Source organism: Streptosporangium sp. NPDC049376 (assembly GCF_044466505.1).
Classification (GTDB): Bacteria; Actinomycetota; Actinomycetes; order Streptosporangiales; family Streptosporangiaceae; genus Streptosporangium.
In genome coordinates this window covers 832,001-854,296 of sequence record NZ_JBITMT010000001.1, presented here as the reverse complement: position 1 = coordinate 854,296, position 22,296 = coordinate 832,001, and the positions used below count along the sequence as shown (strand labels likewise).

Below are 22,296 nucleotides of genomic sequence, written 5' to 3'. Positions count from 1 at the left end.
CCTCCGCATGAACGGCGAGGCCTCCCGGCCGTACGTCTACACGCGGCGGCCCCTCGTGGAACCCGACTGGCGACGGCTGCCCGGCTGGCGCGGCGTCGGCGACGACCTGTGGCGCGACGCCCAGTGGCAGCGCGCCCACTGCGTGAAGAACGCCGCGCAGCTGCGCGCGGTCGTCGGCGACCTGCTCCAGGAGTCCTTCTACGCCGACCTGGCCGCCGACGCGCAGCGGTTCGCGACCATGCCGACGCTGCTCACCCCCCAGCTGCTCAACGTGATGGCGCCGGACGCCGTGACCGGCCCCGCCTCCTTCACCGAGGCGTTCCTGGCCGACCCGGTCCGCCGCTACATGCTGCCGGTCTGCTCCGACCGCCACCCCGAGTGGCCGAGCCACCCGCTCGCGCGGCGCGACTCGCTGCACGAGGCGGAGATGTGGGCCGTGGAGGGCCTGACCCACCGCTACCCGACCAAGGTGCTGGCCGAGCTGCTGTCCACCTGCCCGCAGTACTGCGGGCACTGCACCCGGATGGACCTGGTCGGCACCTCGACCCCGCAGGTCGTCAAGGCCGGCCTCGCCCTCAGGCCGGTCGACCGGCAGGAGCTGATGCTGGACTACCTCAAGCGCACCCCCGGCGTGCGGGACGTGGTGGTCTCCGGCGGTGACGTGGCCAACGTGCCCTGGCCCCGGCTTGAGGCGTTCCTGCTGCGGCTGCTCGAACTGGAGTCCGTACGGGACATCCGGCTGGCGACCAAGGCGCTGGTCGGCCTGCCACAACACTGGCTGCGGCCGGACGTGGTCGAGGGAGTCGGCCGGGTGTCCGCCGTCGCCCGCGCCCGCGGGGTGAACCTGGCCGTGCACACCCACGCCAACCACGTGCGCTCGGTGACACCGCTGGTGGCCGAGGCGGCCCGCGCCCTCCTCGACGCGGGTGTGCGGGACGTGCGCAACCAGGGCGTGCTGCTGCGCGGGGTGAACGCCACCCAGGCCGACCTGCTCGACCTGTGCTTCGCCCTGCAGGGCGAGGCGGGCATCCTGCCGTACTACTTCTACCTCTGCGACATGATCCCCAACGCCGAGCACTGGCGGACGCCGCTGCACCAGGCGCAGCGCCTCCAGGAGGCCCTCATGGGCTACCTGCCCGGCTACGCGACGCCACGGATCGTGTGCGACGTGCCGTACGTCGGCAAACGCTGGGTGCACCAGGTCGCCGAGTACGACCGGGAACGCGGCGTCTCCCACTGGACCGGCAACCACGGGGTCGGCCCCGGCCGGGACGGGCCCTCCGCCCCGGGAGACCGCTTCCCCTTCTACGACCCGATCGACACCTTGCCCGAGCCGGGCCGCCTCTGGTGGGCCCGAGGAGAGGGACGACGATGACCCTGCCCCCCGAGAGCACACTGCGTCGTATGTGCTGGATCTTCCCCGACCGGGAGTCGTCCAGGACCGGCGCCATGTGGCGCCACTACTTCTGGGACATGTACGCCGAGGTGGCCGAGGAGCTCGGCCTGACCTGGACCAGGCATGCCCCCGAGGCGGTGACCGTGGACGGCCTCGAACCCGGCAAGCCACGCGTCTATGTGGACGACGAGCTCGTCACCCCGCAGGACACGCTCTTCATCACCGCGCTGTACTCGCTGCCCTACCAGGACATGGACGTGTTCAACCAGTACGGCCTGTACGCCGTGCTCGAACAGGCCGGCTTCTACCTGCCGTTCCCGCCGTGGCTGTCCCCGATCGCCAACGACAAGCTCGCCACCGTCCTGCACCTGCACGACTCCCCCATCCCGCCGATCCCCACGATCCGCGTCGGCAGCGGACGGGACGTGGGCAAACACCTGTACGAGGTGGCGCTGGACGGCCTCACCTACCCGGCCATCGTCAAGCCCGCCGGGTGGTGCGGCGGCGGCGGGGTCAACCTGGCCCGCGGCCCCGAGGACGTCAGAGGCCTGGCCAGCCTGGCGCAGGGCGGCGACACCACCCTCGTGCTCCAGCCCTACCTCGGCGACGGCACGGTCGACTACCGGGTCTACGTCGTGGACGGCAGGCCGTACGCGGTGTTGAAGCGGACCCCGGAGGCCGGGTCGCCGGTCGCCAACGCCAGCCGGGGCGGCGCGATGGAGTTCGCACCCGTCCCGCCCGAACTGGCGGAGGCGACGGCCTACTTCCACCGCAAACTGCCCATCCCGTTCTTCTGCGTCGACTTCCTCCACGACGGCGAACGGTTCTGGTTCTCCGAGCTCGAACCCGACGGGGTGATCGCCCCCGACTTCGGCGACCCGGGCCGGGCGGTGCAGCGGGACGTCACCCGGGCGCGCTGGACGGCCTACCGGGACGCCCACGCCCGCTGGATGACGCGGGACTCCTCGACGACCCACGAAAGCCGGTGACGACATGACCGAATCGTTCTCCCTGCCGCCGGAGGCCGCCGAGCCCCGCCTCGACGTCGCACGGCGCTCCCTGGAACGGCTCAGGGACGTGCCCGCGCTGGCGCCGCGCTACGCCGGCCACGGCAAGGTGCTCACCCTCGACGACCTCGCCGCGCTGCCCCCGCTGGTCAAGGACGACCTCAACGTGGCCCTGGCGCACCTGAGGCCCCGGGCGGAGCACGGCGCGACCTGGCTCTTCCAGAGCGGCGGCAGCACCGGAGAGCCCAAGGTCGGCCACGCTCCGACCGGGTTCTACATGCGCGGCGTCCACGAGCAGTGGCGACCGCTCGGGCGCGACGACGTCTTCGTCAACGGCTGGGGCGCGGGCCGGATGTGGGGCGCCCACTTCCTGGCCGCCGCCTTCGCCGACCTGTCCGGCTGCGAGGTCATCGCCCTCGGCTCGGTCTCCGCGCCGGAGTACGGCGACTGGCTGTCGTTCTTCGCCGCCAGGGGCGTGAGCGCGTTCGGCGGCACCCCGAGCGTGCTGCGGCTGTGGTTCGCGCACGCCAGGCAGGCCGGAATCCGCCTGCCCGCGCTGCGCAAGGTGCTCTGGCTCGGCGAGGCCTGGCACCCGCAGCTCGACGAGGACCTCGCCGAGGTCGCGCCGGACGCGCGCCGCTGGGGCATGTTCGGCAGCACCGAGACCTGGGTCGCGGGCACCAACACCCCCGACTGCCCGGCGGACGTCTTCCACCTGCTGCCCGAACAGCTCGTCCACGTGGACCAGGACGAGCTGCTGGACTTCACCACCCTCAACCCGGACATGCTCAACCCGGTGCTTCGCTACCGGACCGGCGACGCCGGACGGTTCACGACGTGCGAGTGCGGCAGGCCCGACCGGGCGCTGCGCATCCTGGGCCGCCGTGACTCGGTGGTGCAGGTGCGCGGACTCGGGCTCCACGTGGACGACATCGTCGCGCGGGCGGAACGGGAGCCCGGCGTCCTGCGGGCGCAGATCCTGGTCAACGAGCGGTGGGGCCGGGTCTCCTCCGTCGAGGTGCTGCTGCTCACCGCCCCGAACGCTCCCGAGGGCCTGGCCGTACGGCTGCGCGAGGACCTCATGTCCTCGACCTTCACCATCAGCACCGCCTTCCAGCACGACCCGGGGTCCTTCCGGGTCACGGCCGCCGACGCGCTGGTCGGCAACGAACGCACCGGCAAGACCGCCTCCTTCGTGGTGCGGGAGGAGCCGTGAGGCCGAGGACCTCCCTCGGCCGGGAGTTCAACCTGTTCTGGGGCGGCCAGACGATCAGCCTCGTCGGTGACCGCATCACGGTGTTCGTCGTGCCCACCCTGATGATCTTCGCGTTGCACGCCTCGCCGTTCGAGGTCGGCGTGGTCGCCATGGCGCAGTACCTCGGCATCCCCCTGCTCGGGCCGGTCGCGGGCGTGCTCGTCGACCGCTGGGACCGGCGCAGGACCCTGGTCGCCTGTGACCTCGTACGGCTGGCCGCCGTGGCGGCCATGCCCGTCACGTACTGGCTCGGCGTGCTGTCCACCCCGGTGCTGTTCGTCTGCGTGGCGCTGGTCAGCGGGGCGACGATCTTCTTCAACGTCGGCTACCTCGTCGCGGTGCCCACCACCGTCCCCGAGGACAAGCTGGTCAGGGCCTACTCCCGGCTTGAGGGCAGCAGGACCGTCTCCGAGGTCGCGGGCCCGTCGATCGCCGCCGGCCTGTACCACGCGCTCGGGGTGGCCGCGTTGCTCGTGGACGCCGCCAGCTACCTGGTCTCGGCCGCCTGCTTCCGCACCATGCGGCCCTGGGGGGCCGGAACCGTCCAGCACGGCTCCATCTGGTCACGGCTGGTCCTGGGATTCCGGCTCAACTGGACCGACCCGGTGCTGCGCCGGGTGGTGATCGCCGCGGTGACGCTGAACTCGGGCGGCCCCATCTTCGTCACGGTGCTGCCGGTGCTGGCCTACCAGGGCCTCGGCGTCCCGGTCGGCGTGTTCGGGGCGGCGATGTCGGCCGCGGCGGTGGGCGCGGTCCTCGGCGCGCTCGTCGCGCCCAGGATCGGCGCCCGGCTCGGCCTCGGCCGTACGCTGGCCTGGGCGCTCCTGCTGCACTGCCTGGTCGGCCTGGGCATCCTCGCCGCACCCGCGCTGCCCGCCGCGCCCGTCATCGGGGTGACGTTCGGCTGCTACGGCTTCTTCATGTCGTGCATCAACGTCTGCAGCGCCCCGATCCGCCAGTCGCGGATGACGGCCGACAACCAGGGCGTCACACACGCGGCCTTCCGCACCGCGACGTGGGGGGTCATCCCGCTGGCCGCGCTCGTGGGCGGACTGGCGGTCACCCTGCTCACCGGCGACCTGGGCGTGCTCAACGCCGCCAAGGCCGTCATGGTCGGCGGCACGCTGCTGGCCGCGCTCTCCTTCGTGCCCGCCTCCGGCGTCCAGGCGCTGCTCGACCGGGCCGCCGCCGAACAGCAGGAGGAGCCTCAGCTGTCCGGGAGCGCGTCGTGACGCCCCGGCGCGGAGTCCTGCTGGTCACGGGAACCTCCTCAGGCATCGGCCTGGCGACCGCGGTGAGCGCGGCGCGGGCCGGGTTCACCGTGGTCGCCACGATGCGCGACCCAGGCCGGGCGGACGAGTTGCGCGAGGCGGCCGGCCAGGCCGGGGTCACCCTGGACGTGCGACGCCTCGACGTCACCGACGCCGGCTCCGTCGACACCTGCCTGCGGGAGGTACGGCTGACCCACGGACGCCTCGACGCCCTGGTCAACAACGCCGGGATCTCCAACTTCGACCCCACCATGGAGATGTCCACCCTGGAGGCCCTGCGGGCCAACCTGGAGGTGAACTTCTTCGGCGTCGTCGCCGTCAGCCGGGTCGCGATGCCGCTGCTGCGCGCCAGCCGGGGCCGCCTGCTGACCGTCGGCAGCGTGCACGGCGTCGTCGGGCAGCCCTTCAACGAGGCCTACGCGGCGGCCAAGGCGGCCGTCGAGGGCTTCATGGAGAGCCTGGCCCCGGTCGCCGCCCGGCACGGGGTCCGCGTCGGCGTGGTCGTGCCCGGCTTCGTGCCCGGCACCCGGTTCGGGATCTTCCCCGGCGTCAACAGGGAGACCGTCCGCGCCGCCTCGGGACCGTACGCGGAGACCTTCTCCGACTACCTGGCCTGGGTGACCGGCCAGGGGTGGGAGGGGGCGGGCCAGTCCCGCTGGGAGGTGGCCGAGGTCGTGGTGCGTGCGCTGACCGCCGAGGCGCCGCCGTTCCGCATCCCCACCAGCGACTGGGTCACCGCCTACCTGTCGCACAAACTCGCCGACCCGGACGGCTCCGCCGTGCAGAAACTGGCCGGGACCTGGGTCTCCGGCTCCGACGGGACGGCCCGGTGAGCGGCGGGGCCAACGGTGGGGGCAGCTGTGGGGGCGGCGCCGGAGACGCCGTGTGCCGCTCCCTGGGCATCACCGTCGAGGAGGTCTCCGTGGGAAGGGCCCGGCTGCGGATGCGGATCTCCGAGGACATGCTGAACGGCCACAACCTGGCCCACGGCGGCTACCTGTTCCTGCTGGCCGACGCCGCCTTCGCCTACGCCGGCAACGCCCGCGGCCCGGTCACGCTGGCGCAGAGCGCGCAGATCACGTTCCTGCGCCCGGCCGAGGCCGGTGAGGAACTGCTCGCCGAGGCCGTCGAACGCGCCAGGTACGGCAGGCAGGGCGTCTACGACGTGACCGTGCGGCGCCCCTGCGGCGAGATCGTCGCGGAGTTCCGCGGCCAGAGCGTGACGGTCTCCGGCAGGCCCGGTGGAGTGTCGTGATGAGCACGAGCACCGGGACGCACTGCCCCTACTGCGCGTTGCAGTGCGGGATGACCCTGACTCCGCTCCCACCGGCGGGCGCGCGGGTCGGCCCCAGGGACTTCCCGGTGAACGAGGGCGCCCTGTGCCAGAAGGGGTGGACGGCGGCGGCGCTGCTCGACACCCCCGACCGGCTCACCCACCCGCTCGTCCGCCGCCGCAGGGACGAGCCGCTCCGGCCCGCGACCTGGCCGGAGGCCCTCGACCTGATCGCCGGGCGGCTGCGGGAACTGCGTGAACGGCACGGGCCGGACGCGGTCGCCGTCTTCGGCGGTGGCGGCCTCACCAACGAGAAGGCCTACCTGCTCGGCAAGTTCGCCAGGGTCGCCCTGCGCACCTCGCAGATCGACTACAACGGCCGGTTCTGCATGTCGTCGGCCGCGGCGGCGGGCATCCGGGCCTTCGGCCTCGACCGGGGGCTGCCGTTCCCGGTCACCGACCTGCGGGAGGCGGAGACGGTCATGCTGGTCGGGGCCAACGTCGCCGAGACGATGCCGCCGTTCGTCCGGCATCTGCGCCGGGCCAGGGACCACGGCGGTCTCGTCGTGGTCGACCCCCGGCGCACCGCGACGGCCGAACTGGCCTCACTGCACCTGGCGCCCAGGCCGGGCACGGACCTGGCGCTGGCGCTCGGCATGCTGCACGCGGCGGTCGCCGGGGGGCACCTGCGGCACGACTACGTCGGCGCGCGGACCGGCGGGTTCGCCGAGGCGTGGCGCGTCGCCGCGCGCTGGCGTCCCGAGGAGGCCGAACGGGTCACCGGGGTCGCGGGCGCCGACCAGCGGGCCGCCGTCGAGCTGCTCGCCGGGGCGCGTAACGCCTACGTCCTGACCGGCCGGGGAACCGAACAGCACTCCAACGGCGTGGACACCGTCTCCGGCTGGATCAACCTGGCACTCGCCCTCGGGCTGCCGGGGCGTACGGGCTCCGGCTACGGCTGCCTGACCGGGCAGGGCAACGGGCAGGGTGGCCGTGAGCACGGGCAGAAGGCCGACCAGCTGCCGGGTTACCGGCGCCTCGACGACGAGGCGGCGCGCCGGCACGTGGCCTCCGTGTGGGGCGTCGCCCCCGAGGAGCTTCCCGGTCCCGGCCGCTCCGCCTACGAGCTGCTGGACGCGCTGGGCACCTCGACCGGGCCGAGGGCTCTGCTGCTGTTCGGCAGCAACCCCGTGGTCTCGGCGCCCCACGCCGCGCACGTGACACGCAGGCTCGCCGCCCTCGACCTGCTGGTCGTCGCCGACGTCGTCCCGTCGGAGACCGCGCTGCTGGCCGACGTGGTACTGCCGGTCACCCAGTGGGCCGAGGAGGAGGGCACGATGACGAACCTGGAGGGGAGGGTGCTGCTGCGGCGCAGGGCCGTACCTCCCCCCGGGGGGGTCCGCGGAGACCTGACCGTCCTGCGGGAGCTCGCCGTACGGCTCGGGCAGCCCGCCGAGCGCTTCCCCGACGATCCCGAGGAGGTGTTCGCGGAACTCGCCCTGGCCTCCCGCGGCGGCGCGGCGGACTACTCGGGGCTCAGCCACCGGCGGCTGCGAGCCGGCGAGACACCGCACTGGCCCTGCCCGGAACCCGGCCATCCGGGAACGCCCCGCCTGTTCCTGGACGGCTTCGCCCACCCCGACCGCCGGGCGCGCTTCACACCCGTCGAGCACCGGGAACCCGCCGAGTCCCCCGACGCCGTCTACCCGCTGGTCGCCACGACCGGGCGGACGCTCGCGCACTACCAGTCCGGCGCGCAGACCCGCCGGGTCGCCGAACTGGTCAGAGCGGCGCCCGCGCCGTACGTGGAGGTGCATCCCGACACGGCCCGGCGGGCCGGGCTGGCCGACGGCGACCTGGCCCGTGTCGTCTCACGGCGGGGCGCGGTCGAGGCCGAGGTGCGCTGCGCGCCGGGGATCAGGCCGGACACGGTGTTCGTGCCGTTCCACTTCCCCGGTGCGGGCCGGGCCAACCTGATCAGCAACCCGGCGCTCGACCCCGTCAGCGGGATGCCGGAGTTCAAGGCGTGCGCGGTACGGCTCACCCCCGCCCGTGAATCCTCCGCCCGTGAGATCCCCGCCCACGAGGAGGGGTCGTGAGTCCCCGCAGGGTGGTGGTCGTCGGTTACGGCATGGCCGGAGCCCGCCTGGCCGAGCTGGTCAGGGAACGCGACCCACGGGGCGAGCTGGTCGAGCTGACCGTCGTGGGTGCCGAGTCCCGTCCCGCCTACAACCGGGTGCTGCTGCCCGGCGTGCTGGACGGCACGATGACCGCCGACGGCATCGCCCTGCACGGACGGGAGTGGGCACGGGACAACCGGGTCCGGATACTGCTCGGGGCCGTCGCCGTACGGCTGGACCGGGCGGCGCGCGTGGTCCACCTCGCGGACGGCCCTCCGATCGGCTACGACGCCCTGGTGCTGGCGACCGGCAGCAGGCCGTGGCTGCCGCCGGTCGGCGGGCTGACCGGCGAGCGAGGTGAGCCCGCGCGGGGCGTGGCCACCCTGCGCGGCCTGGACGACTGCGCGCGGATCGCGGCCGTGACCGGCCCCGGAGTCCCGGTCGCCGTGCTCGGCGGCGGGGTGCTCGGCGTGGAGACCGCGCTCGCGCTGGGCAGGCGCGGCGCCGGGGTCACGCTGATCCATCCCGCGCCCCACCTGATGGAACGCCACCTGGACCCGACAGCCGGGATGATCCTGGCCCGGCTGTGCCATGCGGCGGGAGTACGGGTCGTGACCGGCCTGACCGCGGTCAGGCACTACCCGGACGAGGGCGTCAAGCTGGAGGACGGCGCGTTCGTCCCGGCCGCGCTGACGGTGGTGACCACCGGGGTGCGCCCCGAGACGGACCTGGCCGTCGCCGCCGGGCTGGGCTCGGCGGAGGGCGTTCCGGTCGACGACCGGCTGCGCACCGCCGACCCGTACGTCCACGCCGTCGGCGACTGCGCCCGGACCGGTGACGCGCCGTCCGGCCTGCTGCGGCCCGCCTGGGATCAGGCGGCGGTGCTGGCCGACCTGCTCACCGGCGCCGACCCCACGGCACGCTACCGCGCGAGCCCTCCGGTCACCCGGCTGCGCGCCGGGGACGTCGACCTCACCGTGTTCGGCGCCTCGCACCTCGGGCTGGACAGCCGGGAGGCCGAGGTGCTCGGCTACGCCGACCCCGCCAGGGGGACCTACGCCAAGCTGACGCTCGACGGCGACCGGGTGACCGGGGCGATCGTGCTCGGGCTGCCCGGCGTCGGGGCGACGCTGACCCAGCTGTACGACACCGGGTGGCCCGCACCCGCCGACCGACTCGCCCTGCTGCTCGGACGAACGCCGCCACCGGCCGTCGACGACGACCCCGCCCGCCTGCCCGGCTCCACGGTGATCTGCCGGTGCAACTCGGTGACCAAGGACGACCTGACCCGCGCGGCCCGCGCCACAGGCGGCGGCGTGACCGCGCTGGTCCGCGCGACCAGGGCGAGCACGGGGTGCGGTGACTGCCTGCCAAAAGTACGACGCCTCGCCGATCCACACGAGACGACAGGAACCCCGACATGAACGACAGACGCCCCAAGACCCGCAGAACCGGACGCTGGATCGACCACTGGGAACCGGAGGACCCCGGCTTCTGGGCGGCGACCGGACGCCGCGTCGCCACCAGGAACCTCCTGTTCTCCATCGTCGTCGAGCACCTCGGCTTCACGGTGTGGCTGCTGTGGAGCGCCGTCGTCGTCCTGCTGCCCGCCGCGGGCTTCCCCTTCGACGTCGACCAGCTCTTCTGGCTGGTCGCGGTGCCCAACCTGGTGGGCGCCGCACTGCGGCTGCCGTACACCTTCGCGGTCTCGGCCTTCGGCGGGCGCAACTGGAACGTGGCCAGCGCGCTCCTGCTGCTCGTCCCCGCCGGGCTGCTGACCTGGATGGTCTCCGACCCGCGCACGCCGTACTGGATGTTCCTCGTGGCCGCGGCCACAGCCGGGCTCGGCGGCGGGAACTTCGCCTCCTCCATGGCCAACATCTCCTACTTCTACCCGGAACGGAGTAAGGGCTTCGCGCTGGGCGTGAACGCGGCGGGCGGCAACCTCGGAGTGGCCGTGGTGCAGCTGACGGTCCCGCTCGTCGCGGCCTTCGGCCTGGCCAACGCCGGTGCGGTGTGGGTGGTGCCGATCCTGGCGGCGGCCCTGTGCGCCTACCTGTTCATGGACAACCTGGCCGTGGTGAGGGCCGACTTCGCCTCACAGAGCAGTGCCTTCCGCCGTGGACACACATGGGTCATGTCCTTCCTCTACATCGGCACCTTCGGCTCCTTCATCGGCTACTCGGCGGCGTTCCCGCTGCTGGTCAAGGCGACCTTCCCCGAGGCCGCGACCACCTACTCCGCCTTCCTCGGCGCCCTGGTCGGCTCACTGGCCCGCCCCCTCGGCGGCTGGCTGGCCGACCGTCACGGCGGGGCCAGGGTCACCGCTTGGTCCTTCACCGCCATGGCCGCCGGCGCCGCCGGTGCCCTCGCCGGACTCGGCACGCGCAGTTTCCCGCTCTTCCTCGGCGCGTTCATGGTGCTGTTCGTCGCCTCGGGGACGGGCAACGGTTCCACCTACCGCATGATCCCGGCGATCTTCACCGCCCAGGCGGAACGTGACGTCGCCGACGGCGTGGAACGCGAGCAGGCCCTGCTGCGCGCCAGGCGGGAGGCCGCGGCCGCCATCGGCATCGCCTCCGCGGTCGGCGCCTTCGGCGGCTTCCTCATCCCGCGCGGTTTCGCCGTCTCCCTCTCGCGGACCGGCTCCGTGGACGTCGCGCTCTACCTGTTCCTGGCCGCCTACGGCGTGTTCCTGGCCACGAACTGGTGGTTCTACCGCCGCCGGGTGCTGGCCCGAATCCCCAGCCTGGCCCACGCCCTGATCTGAACCCCTCTCCCGGAAGGAGCGGCACATGCCCGCCAAACCACTGCGCGACCTGATCGACTTCGCCCGGCGCAACTCCCCCTTCTACGCCGACCTCTACCGTGACGTACCGCACGGCACCCAGGACCTCACCCTGCTGCCGATCATCGACCAGACAGCCTTCTGGGCCGCGAACACCTGGCCGGACAACCGGCTGCTGACCGGGCCGCTGACCGACGCCGGGGTCTACACCTCCGGCGGCACGACCGGCGCTCCGAAGTTCTCCCCGTGGACCCGTACCGAGCACACCGACTCGGTCAGCGCCTTCGGGGCGGGCATGGTCAGGTCGGGCCTGAGACCCGGCCACCGGGTGGCGAACCTGTTCTTCGCCGGCGAACTGTACGGAGGGTTCCTCTACATCGACAACGCCCTCTACCACGCCCCTGTCGAGAACGTCCGGCTGCCCGTCGCGGGCTCCGCGCCGGACGACTACATCGCCGACCTGATCGCGGCCTTCGACGTCGAGGTGCTGGCGGGACCGCCGATGAAGCTCAGCGGGGTCGCCGACGCGATGAACACCAGGGGGCTGACGGCCGAGTCGGTCGAACTGCTGCTGTTCGGCGGCGACCTCCTCTTCGACGACCTGCGCCCGCACCTGGCCAAGGCCTTCCCCCGGGCGGTGATCGCCTCGCTCGGGTACGCCTCCGTCGACGCCGGGCTGGTCGGCGCCCCGGTCGTCGGTGGCGACGTGCGGGTGCACGAGGCCTTTCCCAACAGGACGCTGGTCGAGCTGGTCGACGAGGTGACCGGCGAACCGATCACCACCCCCGGCGTGCCCGGCCGGGTGCTCGTCACCAACCTGTTCCGGACCCTGATGCCGATCATCCGCTACCCGGTCGGCGACCGGGCCGAGTGGATCGACGACGAGTGCCGCCGGTTCCGGCTGGTCGGCAGGACGACGGAGGGCGCCAGGGTGGCGATGGTGACGATGCGCACCGAGGACGTCCGCGAGGTGATCGTCGCGGCCGACACCGGCCGGGTGCTGGCCGGGATGCAGCTGGTACAGCGCCGCTGGGACAACAAGGACGGTCTGGTGCTCCGTCTCGCCTACACCGAGGAACCGTCCGAGGCCCTGACCAGGCACTTCATCGAGGCCGTGCACGAGGCCCGCCCGATGTACCCCGAGTACGCGGCCAAGGGGTTCGTCCACCCCCTGAGCATCGAGTGGGTACGGCCCGCGGACCTGGCCACCAACCCCAGAACCGGCAAACTGATCCCCCTGGTCGACGAACGCCCCCACGCCTGACGATCTCCAATCGGGCTTCGGCGTCTTCGACGCCGGGGCCCGCCCCTTTACAACGTAGATCAAGAATCGAGGACCCGGGGACCGTACAGGCCGGGACAGGGCCACCGTACGAGCGTCCGGCACGGAATCTTCCCGTCGGCCGCACGACGAGGATCACCCTGGCCGTGGACGCCTCGGCCCCCACCACACGACACCCCCGCGAGGCGGGCCCGCTTGTGCCCGAGGTGGCACCCCTCTTCGACCACCTCTATCCCGCACGCCGGACCCGCTGTTCGACCGTCATCACCGGCCCGCCCCGAACGGCCCGGCGTCCGAGAAGGACCGTCCCCGTACGGGGGCGGTCCCGGCGTGTTCGTGCTCGGCCTGCGCCCGGGACGGCTCCGCCGCGCTCCCCCTCCGCAGGGTCCGCGCAGAGGGACCGGACGTAGATTGACCCATGTTCTCATAGCCAAAATGAACCATGCGATGGGTCTTTTCGGGCCCTAGATTCGGTTGTGCCGCCACGGAGAAACGTTCCTGCGGTATCACCGAACATCGGAGAGATCATGAACTTCGCCACCGCTGACCAGCCCGTTCTCGTCCGGCCCCTCGAAGCCGAGGCCCTGCGGGACGGCGCGAGCAGCCTGATCACCCTGCTCGCCGACTCCGGGGAAACCGGCGGTGCGCTGACCGCCAACAAGGCGACGTTCCTGAAGGGGTCGCCGGGTGCGCCCGCGCATTTCCACACCCGGGCCACGGAGATGTTCTACGTCCTGCGCGGTTCGATGCGGATCCTGCTGAACGACACGGTCGTGACCCTCGGCCAGGGCGACTTCCTCACCGTTCCGCCGACCGTTCCGCACGCGTTCGCCCCGTCGGCGGGGTCCGAGGCCGAGATGCTCGTCGTCTTCACGCCCGGGATGGACCGGTTCGACTACTACCGGCTGCTTGAGCGCGTCCACCACGGCGAAGCCTCCGTCCAGGAGATCCGCGACAGCTCCGAGCGCTTCGACAACCACTACTTCGACAGCCCCGTCTGGCAGCGGGAACTCGCCCGGCGCTGAAGCCCCTCCGCGAAGAAGTACTCCATCATGACCGCTCTGACCGCACCCGGTATCGCGGCCCGCCGACGACCGGGCCTCACCCTGGCGCTACTGGCGTTCGCACAGCTGATCGTCTCGATCGACTACAACATCGTGTACGTGGCGTTGCCCGAGATCGGCTCGGCTCTCGGCTTCTCCGCCCAGAGCCTGCAGTGGGTGATCAGCGCCTACGCGGTGGCCTTCGGCGGCTTCCTCCTGCTCGCCGGCGGGGGCGCCGCGATCGTCGCCGTCACCCTCTCTCCGGCCGCCTCCTACCTGGCGCTCGTCCCCGGACTCGTCCTGCTGGGGCTCGGCCAGGGCGCGGGGTACGCCCTGATGTTCGGCGCCGCCACCCGGAGCGTCGCTCCCACCGGCCAGGGCATCGCCTCCGGGTTCGCCTCAACCGCCCAGCAGGGGGGCTTTCGCCGTCCCTGCGGTTCACGGGGCGGGTGGAAGGATCTCGCAGAGGGCGGCGAGGGCGGCGGCGTAGGAGTGGTCGGACGGGGTCGCGTAGCCGACGACGAGGCCCTCAAGGTCGGCGGAGGTGTCGGGGTGCCGGAATCCGGCCAGGCCGTCCAGGGACACACCGCGCCAGGCGGCGGCCCTCAAGGTGGCGGCCTCGGTGCCGTACGGCAGGCGCAGGACGGCGTGCAGGCCCGCGGCGATGCCGGCCACCTCGATGTGCGGAGCCTGGCCGGCGAGGGCCTCCACCAGCCGGTTGCGGCGTTCCCGGTAGCGCTGGCGCATGTGGCGGATGTGGCGGTCGTAGGCGCCGGAGACGATCAGGTCGGCGAAGGTGAGCTGGTCCACGACGCCGGTCCAGCGTTCGCGCTGGCCCTTCACCGCCAGGACCGGGTCGACCAGACGTTCGGGGAGCACCATCCAGCCGAGCCGGAGGGCGGGCGAGATGCTCTTGCTCGTCGAACCGACGTACAGGACGTGCTCGGGATCGAGCGCCTGGACCGCGCCCACCGGTTCCCGGTCGTACCGGAACTCGCCGTCGTAGTCGTCCTCGATCACGACGCCGCCGCGCTCGCGTGCCCAGTCGACGGCGATGTTGCGGCGTGCCGGGGTGAGCGGACCGCCGATGGGGAACTGGTGGGCGGGGGTGAGCAGCACCGAGCGGACACCCCGTCGCCCGGCCAGGTCCTCGGTTCTGGTGCCGTGGTCGTCCAGGCCGAGCGCCACCGTCCTGACCCCGTCGGCGGCCAGCAGGGAACGGTGGAACGCCAGGCCGTACGCTTCGACGGCCAGCGTGCCGCGCAGCACGCCGCCGCCGAACAGCAGGCGTAGCGCGTCGGCGAAACCGGCGCAGATCACGATGCGTTCCGGAACGGCCCGCACCCCACGGACCCGGGCCAGATAGTCGACGAGCGCGGTGCGCAGCTCGATCCGCCCCTGGGGATCACCCGGCCCGAACGCGTCGTTCGGCGCGGCGGCGAGAGCACGGCGGGTCGAGGCGGACCAGGCGTTCCTGGGGAACGACGACGCGTCCGGCTGCCCCTGCGACAGGTTGTGCGCCGGGGCGGCGGGCACGGCCCGCGGCCTCCTCGGCACCCGCGCCGTCTTCGCGGGAGCCGCGCGTTCGGCGACCCGGGTTCCCGAGCCCTGCCGCGCGGTCAGCCAGCCCTCGGCGACCAGTTCGGCGTAGGTGTCGGCGACCGTGTTCCTGGCGATTCCGAGGTCGACCGCGAGCGATCGATAAGGAGGCAGCCGCACCCCCGGGGCGAGCCGCCCGTCCTGGATCGCCGCCCGCAGTGCCCGCCCGAGAGCGGCTCGCCGTGATCCGGTTCCGTCCAGCTCAAGATGCAGGTCAGAACCGATGCGCTCCGCCGAATTGACCCTAGATTCCGACAGTGGAATGCACCTCCTGAGCGGTCTATCAACTCCCTAGGTTAGTGCGCATGACGGACACCGCGCCCCGCCTCAACTTCGCCGCCGCCCCGAAGGCGTTCAGATCCCTGATCGGCTTCGACGCCGCCGCCCGCGACGGCCTCGACCCCGCCCTGGCCGAGCTGATCCAGATCCGTTCCTCCCAGCTCGACGGCTGCGCCTACTGCCTGCACATGCACGTCACCGACTCCCGCAAGGCCGGTGAGGACGACCTTCGTCTCCACATGATCGGGGTCTGGCGCGAGGCGAAGCACTTCTTCTCCTCCAGGGGACAGGCCGCGCTGGCCCTGACCGAAGCGGTCACCCTGATCGCCGACGCCGGCGTCCCCGACGAGGTCTACGCCGAAGCCGCCGCCCAGTTCGAAGAGGCCGAGTTGGCCCACGTGCTCGCCGTCATCCTCACCGTCAACACCTGGAACCGCGTCGCCGTCACCACCGCCAAGATCGCCGGAACGGACGAGCGCCGATGACGATCGACGCCTCCATCAGGATCCGTATCGCGCGCCCCTCCCTCGACCTGGCCGTCCCCGTCGACCAGGCCCTGCTCGGCCGGCTCCTGTCCGCGGGAGGCGTCCGTGTTCCCGCCCACAACCCCTGCTGGGACGCCCACGGCGTCACCCCCACCGACCCTGACGGCCACCGCCTCGTCCTCAGCACCCGCTCCTGGAGCCCCGGCACGGTCTCACAACGGTGAACCCTTCTCGTCCTCGGGTGGTCCGCGCGCCTCCGTGACTCTGGAGGACGGCGACGGCCTCGCAGAGGTGACCGGTCTTGCCGGGGCCGCGGCGTAGCTTGAGAATCCTCCAGCTCTTCAGCCGGGCGTCCGCGTGTTCGCCGAGTCCGCGTAGGCGGGCACGGCGATGCCTGCCGGAGAAGTACGGCCGGTCGGCGGCGATCCGGCCGATGTGGTCAGGTGCCGTCCAGCCCGAGGTGGCGCAGGCCGTCCTGCCTGGCCCGGCGCAGCGCCCGGCCAGGCTTGGGTGAGCGCGCCGAAGGCGGCGTCACAGCCGGCCGGTCTACTTGTGCCTGAAGTAGACGAACAGGCGGCCGTGGTTCTTGGAGTCCTTGTCGATGCGGTGGTAGAGGGCCTTGATCTCCTTCTGTTCGAGGAAACGCAGGACCTTCTTCTTGAGCTGACCTGACCCCTTGCCGGGGATGATCTCGACCTCGGTCGCCCGCTTCCTGATGGCCTCGTCGATGATGTCCCGCAGTGCCCGGTCGATCTCGCCGCCGCGGTTGAAGATCGGGTGGAGGTCCAGCTTCAGTTTCACGGTTCCAGCCTCTCATCGCACGTGCTCGCGGACGAGCCCACCCGGGACCGGGCCAGCTATCTCGATGATTGCCGAAATTTCCGTATCTAGGCAAACAAAGGGGCTCTAGCTAGGCTCCCATTCATGATCAGCCGCCCATATCGGGCGGCCGTTCCCTCGTCACCCAGCGGGGAGAGCCGAGGCCTCCTCAACCGCGCCCGGACGCGGCGGGTGACCGGGCGCCTCCTTGCGGTGTGACACGCTCACGCGTCCCCCAAGGAGGTCCCCAGTTGTCAAGCACGTCCCCCTCGCCACGGACCCGGCGCCTGGTCGCGGCCGTCGCGGGCGCCGGGCTCGTCGCGATCATGATCCCGCCGGCTCACGCGGACCCGGCTCCCTCTCCTCCCGGCCGGGGGAAGTGGACGGTGACCCCGCTGACCGGCGGCGAGCCGATGCAGGGCGCCAGGTCCGAGACCGGCAGGATCGCCAGGAGCGACCAGGCGCTGCTGCGCTCCACCTCCGACGCGACCGTCAACGTGATGGTCAAACTCGACTACGACTCCTACGCCGCCTACCGGGGCGGGCTCGACGGCCTGCCCGCGACGAGCCCCGCCGAGACGGGAAGGGCCCTCGACGTCCGCGGCGCCGAGGCCAGGAGGTACACCGGGCACATCGAGCGGGTCGAGGACGACTTCCTGACCGCGCTGGCCAGAGAGGTCCCCGGTGCCAAGGCCGGACAGCGGCTGCGGACCGTCTACGGCGGGATCGCGCTGCGCATCCCGGCCAGTAAGGCGGCCCTGGTCGCCCGGCTCCCCGGGGTCGCCGCCGTGCAGGAGGACAAACCGGAGCAACTCCTGACCGACTCAAGCGCCTCCTTCATCGGGGCGCCCACGGTCTACGGCAGGCTCGGCGGCGCCTCCTCCTCGGGCAGGGGCGTCGTCGTCGGCGTCCTCGACTCCGGCGCCTGGCCGGAACACCCCCAGTTCGCCGACCCCGGCACGCTGCCCGCGGTGCCCCCTACCAAGGACGGGACTCCGCGTGCCTGCGCCTTCGGCGACAACCCGCTGACCCCGCGGACCGACCCGTTCACCTGCAACCGCAAGCTGATCGGCGGTGCGCCCTTCCTGGAGACCTACAACTCCGCCTATCCGGGGGAGACGTACCCGGACAGTGCCCGTGACTCGAACGGCCACGGCACGCACACCGCGACCACCGCCGCGGGCGGCCCGGTCTCCGGCGCCACCCTGCTCGGTGTCGACCGGGGCCCGCTGCACGGCGTCGCCCCCGCCGCGCACGTGTCGGTCTACAAGGTCTGCGGGCAGCAGGGCTGCTTCCCCTCCGACGCCGCGCAGGCCGTCGGCCGGGCGATCCTCGACGGCGTCCAGGTGATCAACTACTCCGTCTCGGGCGGCGCCTCCCCCTACAGCGACCCGGTCGAACTTGCCTTCCTCGACGCCTACGCGGCGGGAGTGTTCGTCGCGGCCTCCGCGGGCAACACGGGGCCGAAGGCGGGGACCGTCAACCACGCAGGCCCGTGGGTGACCACGGTCGCGGCCTCGACGCAGAGCCGTACGTTCCAGTCGGCGATCACGCTGGCGGGCGCGGGCGGGGCGAGCGCGACGCTGAAGGGCCTGTCCGTCACGACGGGCGTCGCCTCCCCGCTGCCGGTGGTGCTCGCCTCCGCGGCGCCGTACTCGAACGCCTCCTGCTCGGCGCCCGCGCCCGCGGGCCTGTTCACCGGGAAGATCGTCGCCTGTGACAGCGCGGGCGACCGGATTCTCAAGGGCCACAACGTACGGCAGGGCGGCGCCGCGGGCCTGATCGTCTACGACGCCAGGCCGCTTGACCCGATGGCCGACAACCACTGGCTCCCGGCGATCCACCTCGGCAAGCCGGAGGCCGACGCGATGCTGGCCTTCCTGTCCGCGAACCCGGGGGCGACCGCGACGTTCACCCAGGGCGCCAAGGCCGCCGCGCAGGGCGACGTGCTGACCTCCTTCTCCTCGCGCGGCCCCGCCGGCGACTTCCTCAAGCCCGATGTCGGCGCGCCCGGCCTGCACATCCTGGCCGGGCAGACGCCGGTCCTGGAAAGCCCGTCCGGCGGCCCGCCCGGCAACCTGTACCAGGTCATGTCGGGCTCCTCGATGGCGGCGCCGCACGTGGCGGGCGCGGCGGCCCTGCTGTTCGCGCTGCACCCGGACTGGACGCCGGGGCAGGTCAAGTCGGCGCTGGTGACCACGGCGAAGACCACGGTCACCAAGCAGGACCGCCTCACCCCGGCCGACCCCTTCGACGTCGGCGGCGGCCGTGTCGACCTGACCAGGGCGGGCGATCCCGGCCTGACCCTGAGTGAGAGCGCGCGGAACTTCGCCGCCTCGGCGGCCGACGAGCTGAACCGCGTCGACCTGAACCTGCCCTCGGTGAACGCCCCGGTCATGCCGGGTGTCCTCACGGTCAGGAGGACGGTCACCAACGTCACGAACAGGACCCTCCTCTACCGGACCACCGGCACGACGGTGAGCGGGGCGAGCGTCACGGTGCTGCCGCCGGTCCTCAGCGTCGGTCCGGGCAGGAGCGCGAAGGTCAGCGTCGTGATCGCCGCGCCCGAACTGCCGGACGGGCAGTACTTCGGCCGGGTGGACCTCAAGGAGATCGGCGGTAGCCGTGACCTGCACCTTCCCGTGGCGTTCTTCCGCAGGCAGGGGGCGGTCCCGGTCGAGCAGAACTGCGCTCCCTCGGTGATCCGGCGTGGCGCCGAGGAGGCGACCTGCACGGTCACCGTGCGCAACGACACCTTCGACAAGACCGAGGTGACGGCGGTCAGCACGCTGGACGGCAGGCTCAGGCTGAACGGCGTGACCGGCGCCGTCAAGATCGGCTCGCAGCTGGCCACGACCAAGGCGACCCTGGCCCCCAGGCAACCCGACAGGCCGGACGTCGCGCCCGGCACCGGGCCCGCGCCGTACCTCCCGCTGGACGCCTTCGGAGTCAAGCCGACGCCGATCGGCGACGAGCAGGCGCTGAACTTCACCGTCCCGGCGTTCACCTACGCGGGTAGGACCTACACCAGGATCGGCGTCGTCTCCAACGGCTACACGGTCGCGGGCGGCACCTCGGATCCGGCCGACATCAGTCCCGTCCCGCAGTCACTGCCCGACCCGGCGGCGCCGAACAACGTGATCGCCCCCTACTGGACCGATCTGGACGGCACCGACGCGCCCGGCGTCTACGTCGGCACGCTGGCCGACGGCCCCAGCAAGTGGCTGGTGATCGAATGGCGGCTCAAGGTCCGCGGCACCCCGGACACCAAGGTGTTCCAGCAGTGGGTCGGGCTCAACGGCACCGAGGACATCACCTACACCTACGATCCGGACAGACCGCCCGGCGCCCCGTCCGGGGACCTGGGCCTGACCGTGGGCGCGGAGAACGCCGACGGTACGGCGGGCGGCCGGATCTCGGGGCCGCCCACCGGGGACCTGCGGGTCACCAGTGTGCCCGGGGCCCCGGGCGGGAGCCTGACCTACACGTTGAAGGTCAGGGGGGTCAGCCCGGGAACCGGGACGGTGACGACGGGAACCTCGACACCGCAGGTCAAGGGCCTGACCGTCGAGACCGGCAAGGTGATCGTGCGATAGCGGTCCGGGTGGGGTCCGCACCGGGACCCCACCCGGAGAGGGTCAGCGGTGGAGGTAGTCGACGAGGTGGGCCCGCTCGGTCTCCAGCGTCTCGATGGAGCTCTTGACCACGTCGCCGATGCTGACGATCCCGGTGAGCCGCCCGTCGGTGACCACCGGGACGTGCCGGATGCGGTGTGTCGTCATGGTCTGGCGCAGGTCGTCGGCGTTGGCGTCCGGCGAGCAGGTACGGACCTCGGTGGTCATGATGGAGGAGACCGGGGCTCCCAGCACGCCGGGCCCGTGCTCGTGCAGCCGCCGTACGATGTCACGCTCGGACACGATGCCGACGATCGAGAAACCGTCCTCGGACACCACCGCGGCGCCGATGTTGTGCTCGGCGAGCAGCCCGAGCAGGTCTGTTACCGTCGCGTCGGGGCGGACGGTCGTCACCACGGAGCCTTTGGCCTGCAGAATCTTCCCAATCAGCATGGAAACCACCTCGGTTCGGCGTGGCTGGGGTATCCCTGGGTTTTGCCCTGGCCGGGTGCGCCCTAAGCATGAGCAGGGCGGCCCCTGCGACCGTTATGTCACACATGGTGGTGGGATGCGCGTCCCGCCCCAGATTAGTAACGTGTGAAATACCACAATCTCACCACGGGGAAACGATGACCGACAAGCTCAACACCGGCAGCCACGACCTACCGGTCTCCGAGGCCCTCGCCGCGTTCATGGGCACGGGCTGGGCCGACACCCACCGGGACGACCTGGCCGCGCTGCCGCAGGCCGCCTACACCGCCAAGCGCCGTGCCGCACTGGCCGCGCGCTTCCCGGGCGAGCGGCTGGTCATCCCGTCCGGCACGCTCAAGGTCCGCAGCAACGACACCGACTACCGGTTCAGGGCGCACAGCGCCTTCGCCTACCTGACCGGGGACCAGGAGCCGGACGACGTCCTGGTCGTCGAGCTCTCGGGGACCGCGACCCTGTTCCTGCGTCCTCGTTCGCCGCGCTCGGCACCGGGACGGGCCGGGCAGGAGTTCTACCGCGACCGCCGCTACGGCGAGTTCTGGGTCGGCAGGCGCCCCGACCTGGCGGAGGCCGAGTCGCTCTACCTGATCGACTGCGCGCCGATCGATCGCCTCGGCGAAGCGCTCACCGGGCCCGCCAGGGTGCTGCGCGGGGTCGACGCCTCCGTCGACGCCCTGGTCTCCCCGCACGAGGGCGACGCGGAGCTTGAGACGTTCCTGTCCGAGATGCGGCTGGTCAAGGACGAGTGGGAGGTCGCCGAGCTCCAATTCTCCGTCGAGGCGACCGTCCGCGGCTTCGAGGACGTGGTCAGGGCGCTCCCCCAGGCGATGCGGCACCGGCGCGGCGAGCGCTACCTGGAGGGGGTCTTCGGGCTCCGCTCCCGTCTCGAAGGCAACGCCGTCGGCTACGACAGCATCGTGGCCTCCGGCGCGCACGCGTGCGTCCTGCACTGGATCCGCAACGACGGCGCCCTGAACGGCGACGACCTGCTCCTGCTGGACGCCGGCGTCGAGACCGACGCCCTCTACACCGCCGACATCACCAGGACTCTGCCGCTCTCCGGCCGCTTCAGCCCGGTCCAGCGGCAGGTCTACGAGCTGGTCCTGCAGGCGCAGGACGCGGCGATCTCCACCCTGCGTCCCGGCGCCAGGTTCCGTGACTTCCACATGGCGGCCATGCGGGTCATCGCCGAGGGGCTGCACGACTGGGGAGTGCTGAAGATCGGCGCCGACGAGGCCCTGGAACCCGGCAGCGGCCTGTACCGTCGCTACACGCTGTGCAGCAGCGGCCACATGCTCGGTATCGATCTGCACGACTGCGCCAAGGCCCGTGCCGAGACCTATCTGGACGGCGTGCTCGCGGAGGGGCAGGTGCTCACCGTCGAACCCGGCCTCTACCTCCAGCCCGACGACCTGACCCTTCCTCCCGAACTGCGCGGCATCGGCGTGCGCATCGAGGACGACCTCGTCATCACCGCCGACGGCGCCCGCCTGATGTCCTCCGGGCTGCCCCGCCGCCCGGACGAGATCGAGGAGTGGATGGCCGGGCTCCTCTCCTGACCCAGGCACCCGCGACC

The 22,296-nt window shown here is 72.3% G+C and carries 18 protein-coding genes; 15 read left to right on the top strand and 3 right to left on the bottom strand.

The genetic code is table 11. From position 1 onward, the window contains the following. The first annotated feature begins 7 nt into the window (after nt 1–7). The 11 genes from ACIBVQ_RS03880 to ACIBVQ_RS03830 all read left to right on the top strand — a co-directional run bounded on the left by ACIBVQ_RS03880 (nt 8) and on the right by ACIBVQ_RS03830 (nt 13,417). On the top strand, nt 8–1,375 hold the full coding sequence (locus ACIBVQ_RS03880; protein ID WP_399175402.1) for a KamA family radical SAM protein: 1,368 nt from the start codon (nt 8–10) through the stop codon (nt 1,373–1,375). Next, a complete protein-coding gene (locus ACIBVQ_RS03875; protein WP_386189925.1) occupies nt 1,372–2,385 on the top strand; it encodes a RimK family alpha-L-glutamate ligase in 1,014 nt (337 codons plus the stop codon). The genes ACIBVQ_RS03880 and ACIBVQ_RS03875 overlap by 4 nt, the downstream gene beginning before the upstream one ends. A gap of 4 nt (nt 2,386–2,389) precedes the next feature. Next, complete coding sequence (locus ACIBVQ_RS03870; RefSeq protein WP_399175400.1) at nt 2,390–3,619, top strand: AMP-binding protein; 1,230 nt, start codon at nt 2,390–2,392, stop codon at nt 3,617–3,619. Beyond that, nucleotides 3,616–4,890 (top strand): MFS transporter, encoded by a 1,275-nt coding sequence (locus ACIBVQ_RS03865; RefSeq protein WP_352009121.1) that lies wholly within the window; start codon nt 3,616–3,618, stop codon nt 4,888–4,890. The genes ACIBVQ_RS03870 and ACIBVQ_RS03865 overlap by 4 nt, the downstream gene beginning before the upstream one ends. Next, nucleotides 4,887–5,762 carry an SDR family NAD(P)-dependent oxidoreductase gene (locus ACIBVQ_RS03860; protein ID WP_399175396.1) on the top strand — a complete coding sequence of 292 codons (876 nt, stop codon included), beginning with the start codon at nt 4,887–4,889 and terminating at the stop codon, nt 5,760–5,762. The genes ACIBVQ_RS03865 and ACIBVQ_RS03860 overlap by 4 nt, the downstream gene beginning before the upstream one ends. 50 nt (nt 5,763–5,812) lie before the next feature. Next, a complete protein-coding gene (gene paaI, locus ACIBVQ_RS03855) occupies nt 5,813–6,184 on the top strand; it encodes a hydroxyphenylacetyl-CoA thioesterase PaaI (protein ID WP_399175394.1) in 372 nt (123 codons plus the stop codon). Beyond that, nucleotides 6,184–8,301: a molybdopterin oxidoreductase family protein gene (locus tag ACIBVQ_RS03850; protein WP_399175392.1), complete on the top strand. Its 2,118-nt coding sequence runs from the start codon at nt 6,184–6,186 to the stop codon at nt 8,299–8,301. The genes paaI and ACIBVQ_RS03850 overlap by 1 nt, the downstream gene beginning before the upstream one ends. Next, nucleotides 8,298–9,746, top strand: a complete 1,449-nt coding sequence (locus ACIBVQ_RS03845) for an FAD-dependent oxidoreductase (protein WP_399175390.1) — start codon at nt 8,298–8,300, stop codon at nt 9,744–9,746. Before ACIBVQ_RS03850 ends, ACIBVQ_RS03845 begins: the two co-directional genes overlap by 4 nt. After that, a complete protein-coding gene (locus ACIBVQ_RS03840; RefSeq protein ID WP_399175388.1) occupies nt 9,743–11,092 on the top strand; it encodes an MFS transporter in 1,350 nt (449 codons plus the stop codon). The genes ACIBVQ_RS03845 and ACIBVQ_RS03840 overlap by 4 nt, the downstream gene beginning before the upstream one ends. Nucleotides 11,093–11,117: 25 nt before the next feature. After that, on the top strand, nt 11,118–12,374 hold the full coding sequence (locus ACIBVQ_RS03835) for a hypothetical protein (protein WP_399175386.1): 1,257 nt from the start codon (nt 11,118–11,120) through the stop codon (nt 12,372–12,374). 545 nt (nt 12,375–12,919) lie between these two features. Then, nucleotides 12,920–13,417, top strand: coding sequence for a cupin domain-containing protein (locus ACIBVQ_RS03830; RefSeq protein ID WP_399175384.1), 498 nt, complete (start codon nt 12,920–12,922; stop codon nt 13,415–13,417). A gap of 456 nt (nt 13,418–13,873) precedes the next feature. Here the strand turns inward: ACIBVQ_RS03830 and ACIBVQ_RS03825 are convergent, their stop codons facing one another. Beyond that, complete coding sequence (locus ACIBVQ_RS03825; RefSeq protein ID WP_399175828.1) at nt 13,874–15,193, bottom strand: PLP-dependent aminotransferase family protein; 1,320 nt, start codon at nt 15,191–15,193, stop codon at nt 13,874–13,876. Between the two features lie 146 nt (nt 15,194–15,339). On the opposite strand from ACIBVQ_RS03825, the gene ACIBVQ_RS03820 reads away from it, so the two are divergent. Then, a complete protein-coding gene (locus ACIBVQ_RS03820; RefSeq protein WP_399175382.1) occupies nt 15,340–15,798 on the top strand; it encodes a carboxymuconolactone decarboxylase family protein in 459 nt (152 codons plus the stop codon). Then, the gene (locus ACIBVQ_RS03815) at nt 15,795–16,022 is read left to right on the top strand and encodes a hypothetical protein (RefSeq protein ID WP_399175380.1); all 228 of its coding nucleotides are present in this window, start codon (nt 15,795–15,797) and stop codon (nt 16,020–16,022) included. Before ACIBVQ_RS03820 ends, ACIBVQ_RS03815 begins: the two co-directional genes overlap by 4 nt. Before the next feature lie 322 nt (nt 16,023–16,344). Here ACIBVQ_RS03815 and ACIBVQ_RS03810 read toward each other — a convergent pair whose 3' ends face one another. Then, nucleotides 16,345–16,599 carry a Smr/MutS family protein gene (locus ACIBVQ_RS03810; protein WP_184714345.1) on the bottom strand — a complete coding sequence of 85 codons (255 nt, stop codon included), beginning with the start codon at nt 16,597–16,599 and terminating at the stop codon, nt 16,345–16,347. 269 nt (nt 16,600–16,868) lie between these two features. Between ACIBVQ_RS03810 and ACIBVQ_RS03805 the strand changes: the two genes are divergently transcribed. After that, nucleotides 16,869–20,213 (top strand): S8 family serine peptidase, encoded by a 3,345-nt coding sequence (locus ACIBVQ_RS03805; protein ID WP_399175378.1) that lies wholly within the window; start codon nt 16,869–16,871, stop codon nt 20,211–20,213. Between the two features lie 42 nt (nt 20,214–20,255). On the opposite strand, the gene ACIBVQ_RS03800 is transcribed toward ACIBVQ_RS03805, so the two are convergent. Beyond that, nucleotides 20,256–20,684, bottom strand: a complete 429-nt coding sequence (locus tag ACIBVQ_RS03800; protein ID WP_352009109.1) for a CBS domain-containing protein — start codon at nt 20,682–20,684, stop codon at nt 20,256–20,258. Between the two features lie 176 nt (nt 20,685–20,860). Here ACIBVQ_RS03800 and ACIBVQ_RS03795 point away from each other — a divergent pair, with 176 nt between their 5' ends. Continuing rightward, nucleotides 20,861–22,279, top strand: a complete 1,419-nt coding sequence (locus ACIBVQ_RS03795) for an aminopeptidase P family protein (protein WP_399175376.1) — start codon at nt 20,861–20,863, stop codon at nt 22,277–22,279. The last annotated feature ends 17 nt before the right edge of the window (nt 22,280–22,296 follow it).

What these genes read in the sequence shown, in the direction of transcription:
- ACIBVQ_RS03800 (WP_352009109.1), bottom strand. Translation starts at nt 20,684, where the DNA reads ATGCTGATTGGGAAGATTCTGCAGGCCAAAGGCTCCGTGGTGACGACC.
- ACIBVQ_RS03795 (WP_399175376.1), top strand. Translation starts at nt 20,861, where the DNA reads ATGACCGACAAGCTCAACACCGGCAGCCACGACCTACCGGTCTCCGAG.
- ACIBVQ_RS03830 (WP_399175384.1), top strand. Translation starts at nt 12,920, where the DNA reads ATGAACTTCGCCACCGCTGACCAGCCCGTTCTCGTCCGGCCCCTCGAA.
- ACIBVQ_RS03850 (WP_399175392.1), top strand. Translation starts at nt 6,184, where the DNA reads ATGAGCACGAGCACCGGGACGCACTGCCCCTACTGCGCGTTGCAGTGC.
- ACIBVQ_RS03840 (WP_399175388.1), top strand. Translation starts at nt 9,743, where the DNA reads ATGAACGACAGACGCCCCAAGACCCGCAGAACCGGACGCTGGATCGAC.
- ACIBVQ_RS03815 (WP_399175380.1), top strand. Translation starts at nt 15,795, where the DNA reads ATGACGATCGACGCCTCCATCAGGATCCGTATCGCGCGCCCCTCCCTC.
- ACIBVQ_RS03870 (WP_399175400.1), top strand. Translation starts at nt 2,390, where the DNA reads ATGACCGAATCGTTCTCCCTGCCGCCGGAGGCCGCCGAGCCCCGCCTC.
- ACIBVQ_RS03880 (WP_399175402.1), top strand. Translation starts at nt 8, where the DNA reads ATGAACGGCGAGGCCTCCCGGCCGTACGTCTACACGCGGCGGCCCCTC.
- ACIBVQ_RS03875 (WP_386189925.1), top strand. Translation starts at nt 1,372, where the DNA reads ATGACCCTGCCCCCCGAGAGCACACTGCGTCGTATGTGCTGGATCTTC.
- ACIBVQ_RS03820 (WP_399175382.1), top strand. Translation starts at nt 15,340, where the DNA reads ATGACGGACACCGCGCCCCGCCTCAACTTCGCCGCCGCCCCGAAGGCG.
- ACIBVQ_RS03835 (WP_399175386.1), top strand. Translation starts at nt 11,118, where the DNA reads ATGCCCGCCAAACCACTGCGCGACCTGATCGACTTCGCCCGGCGCAAC.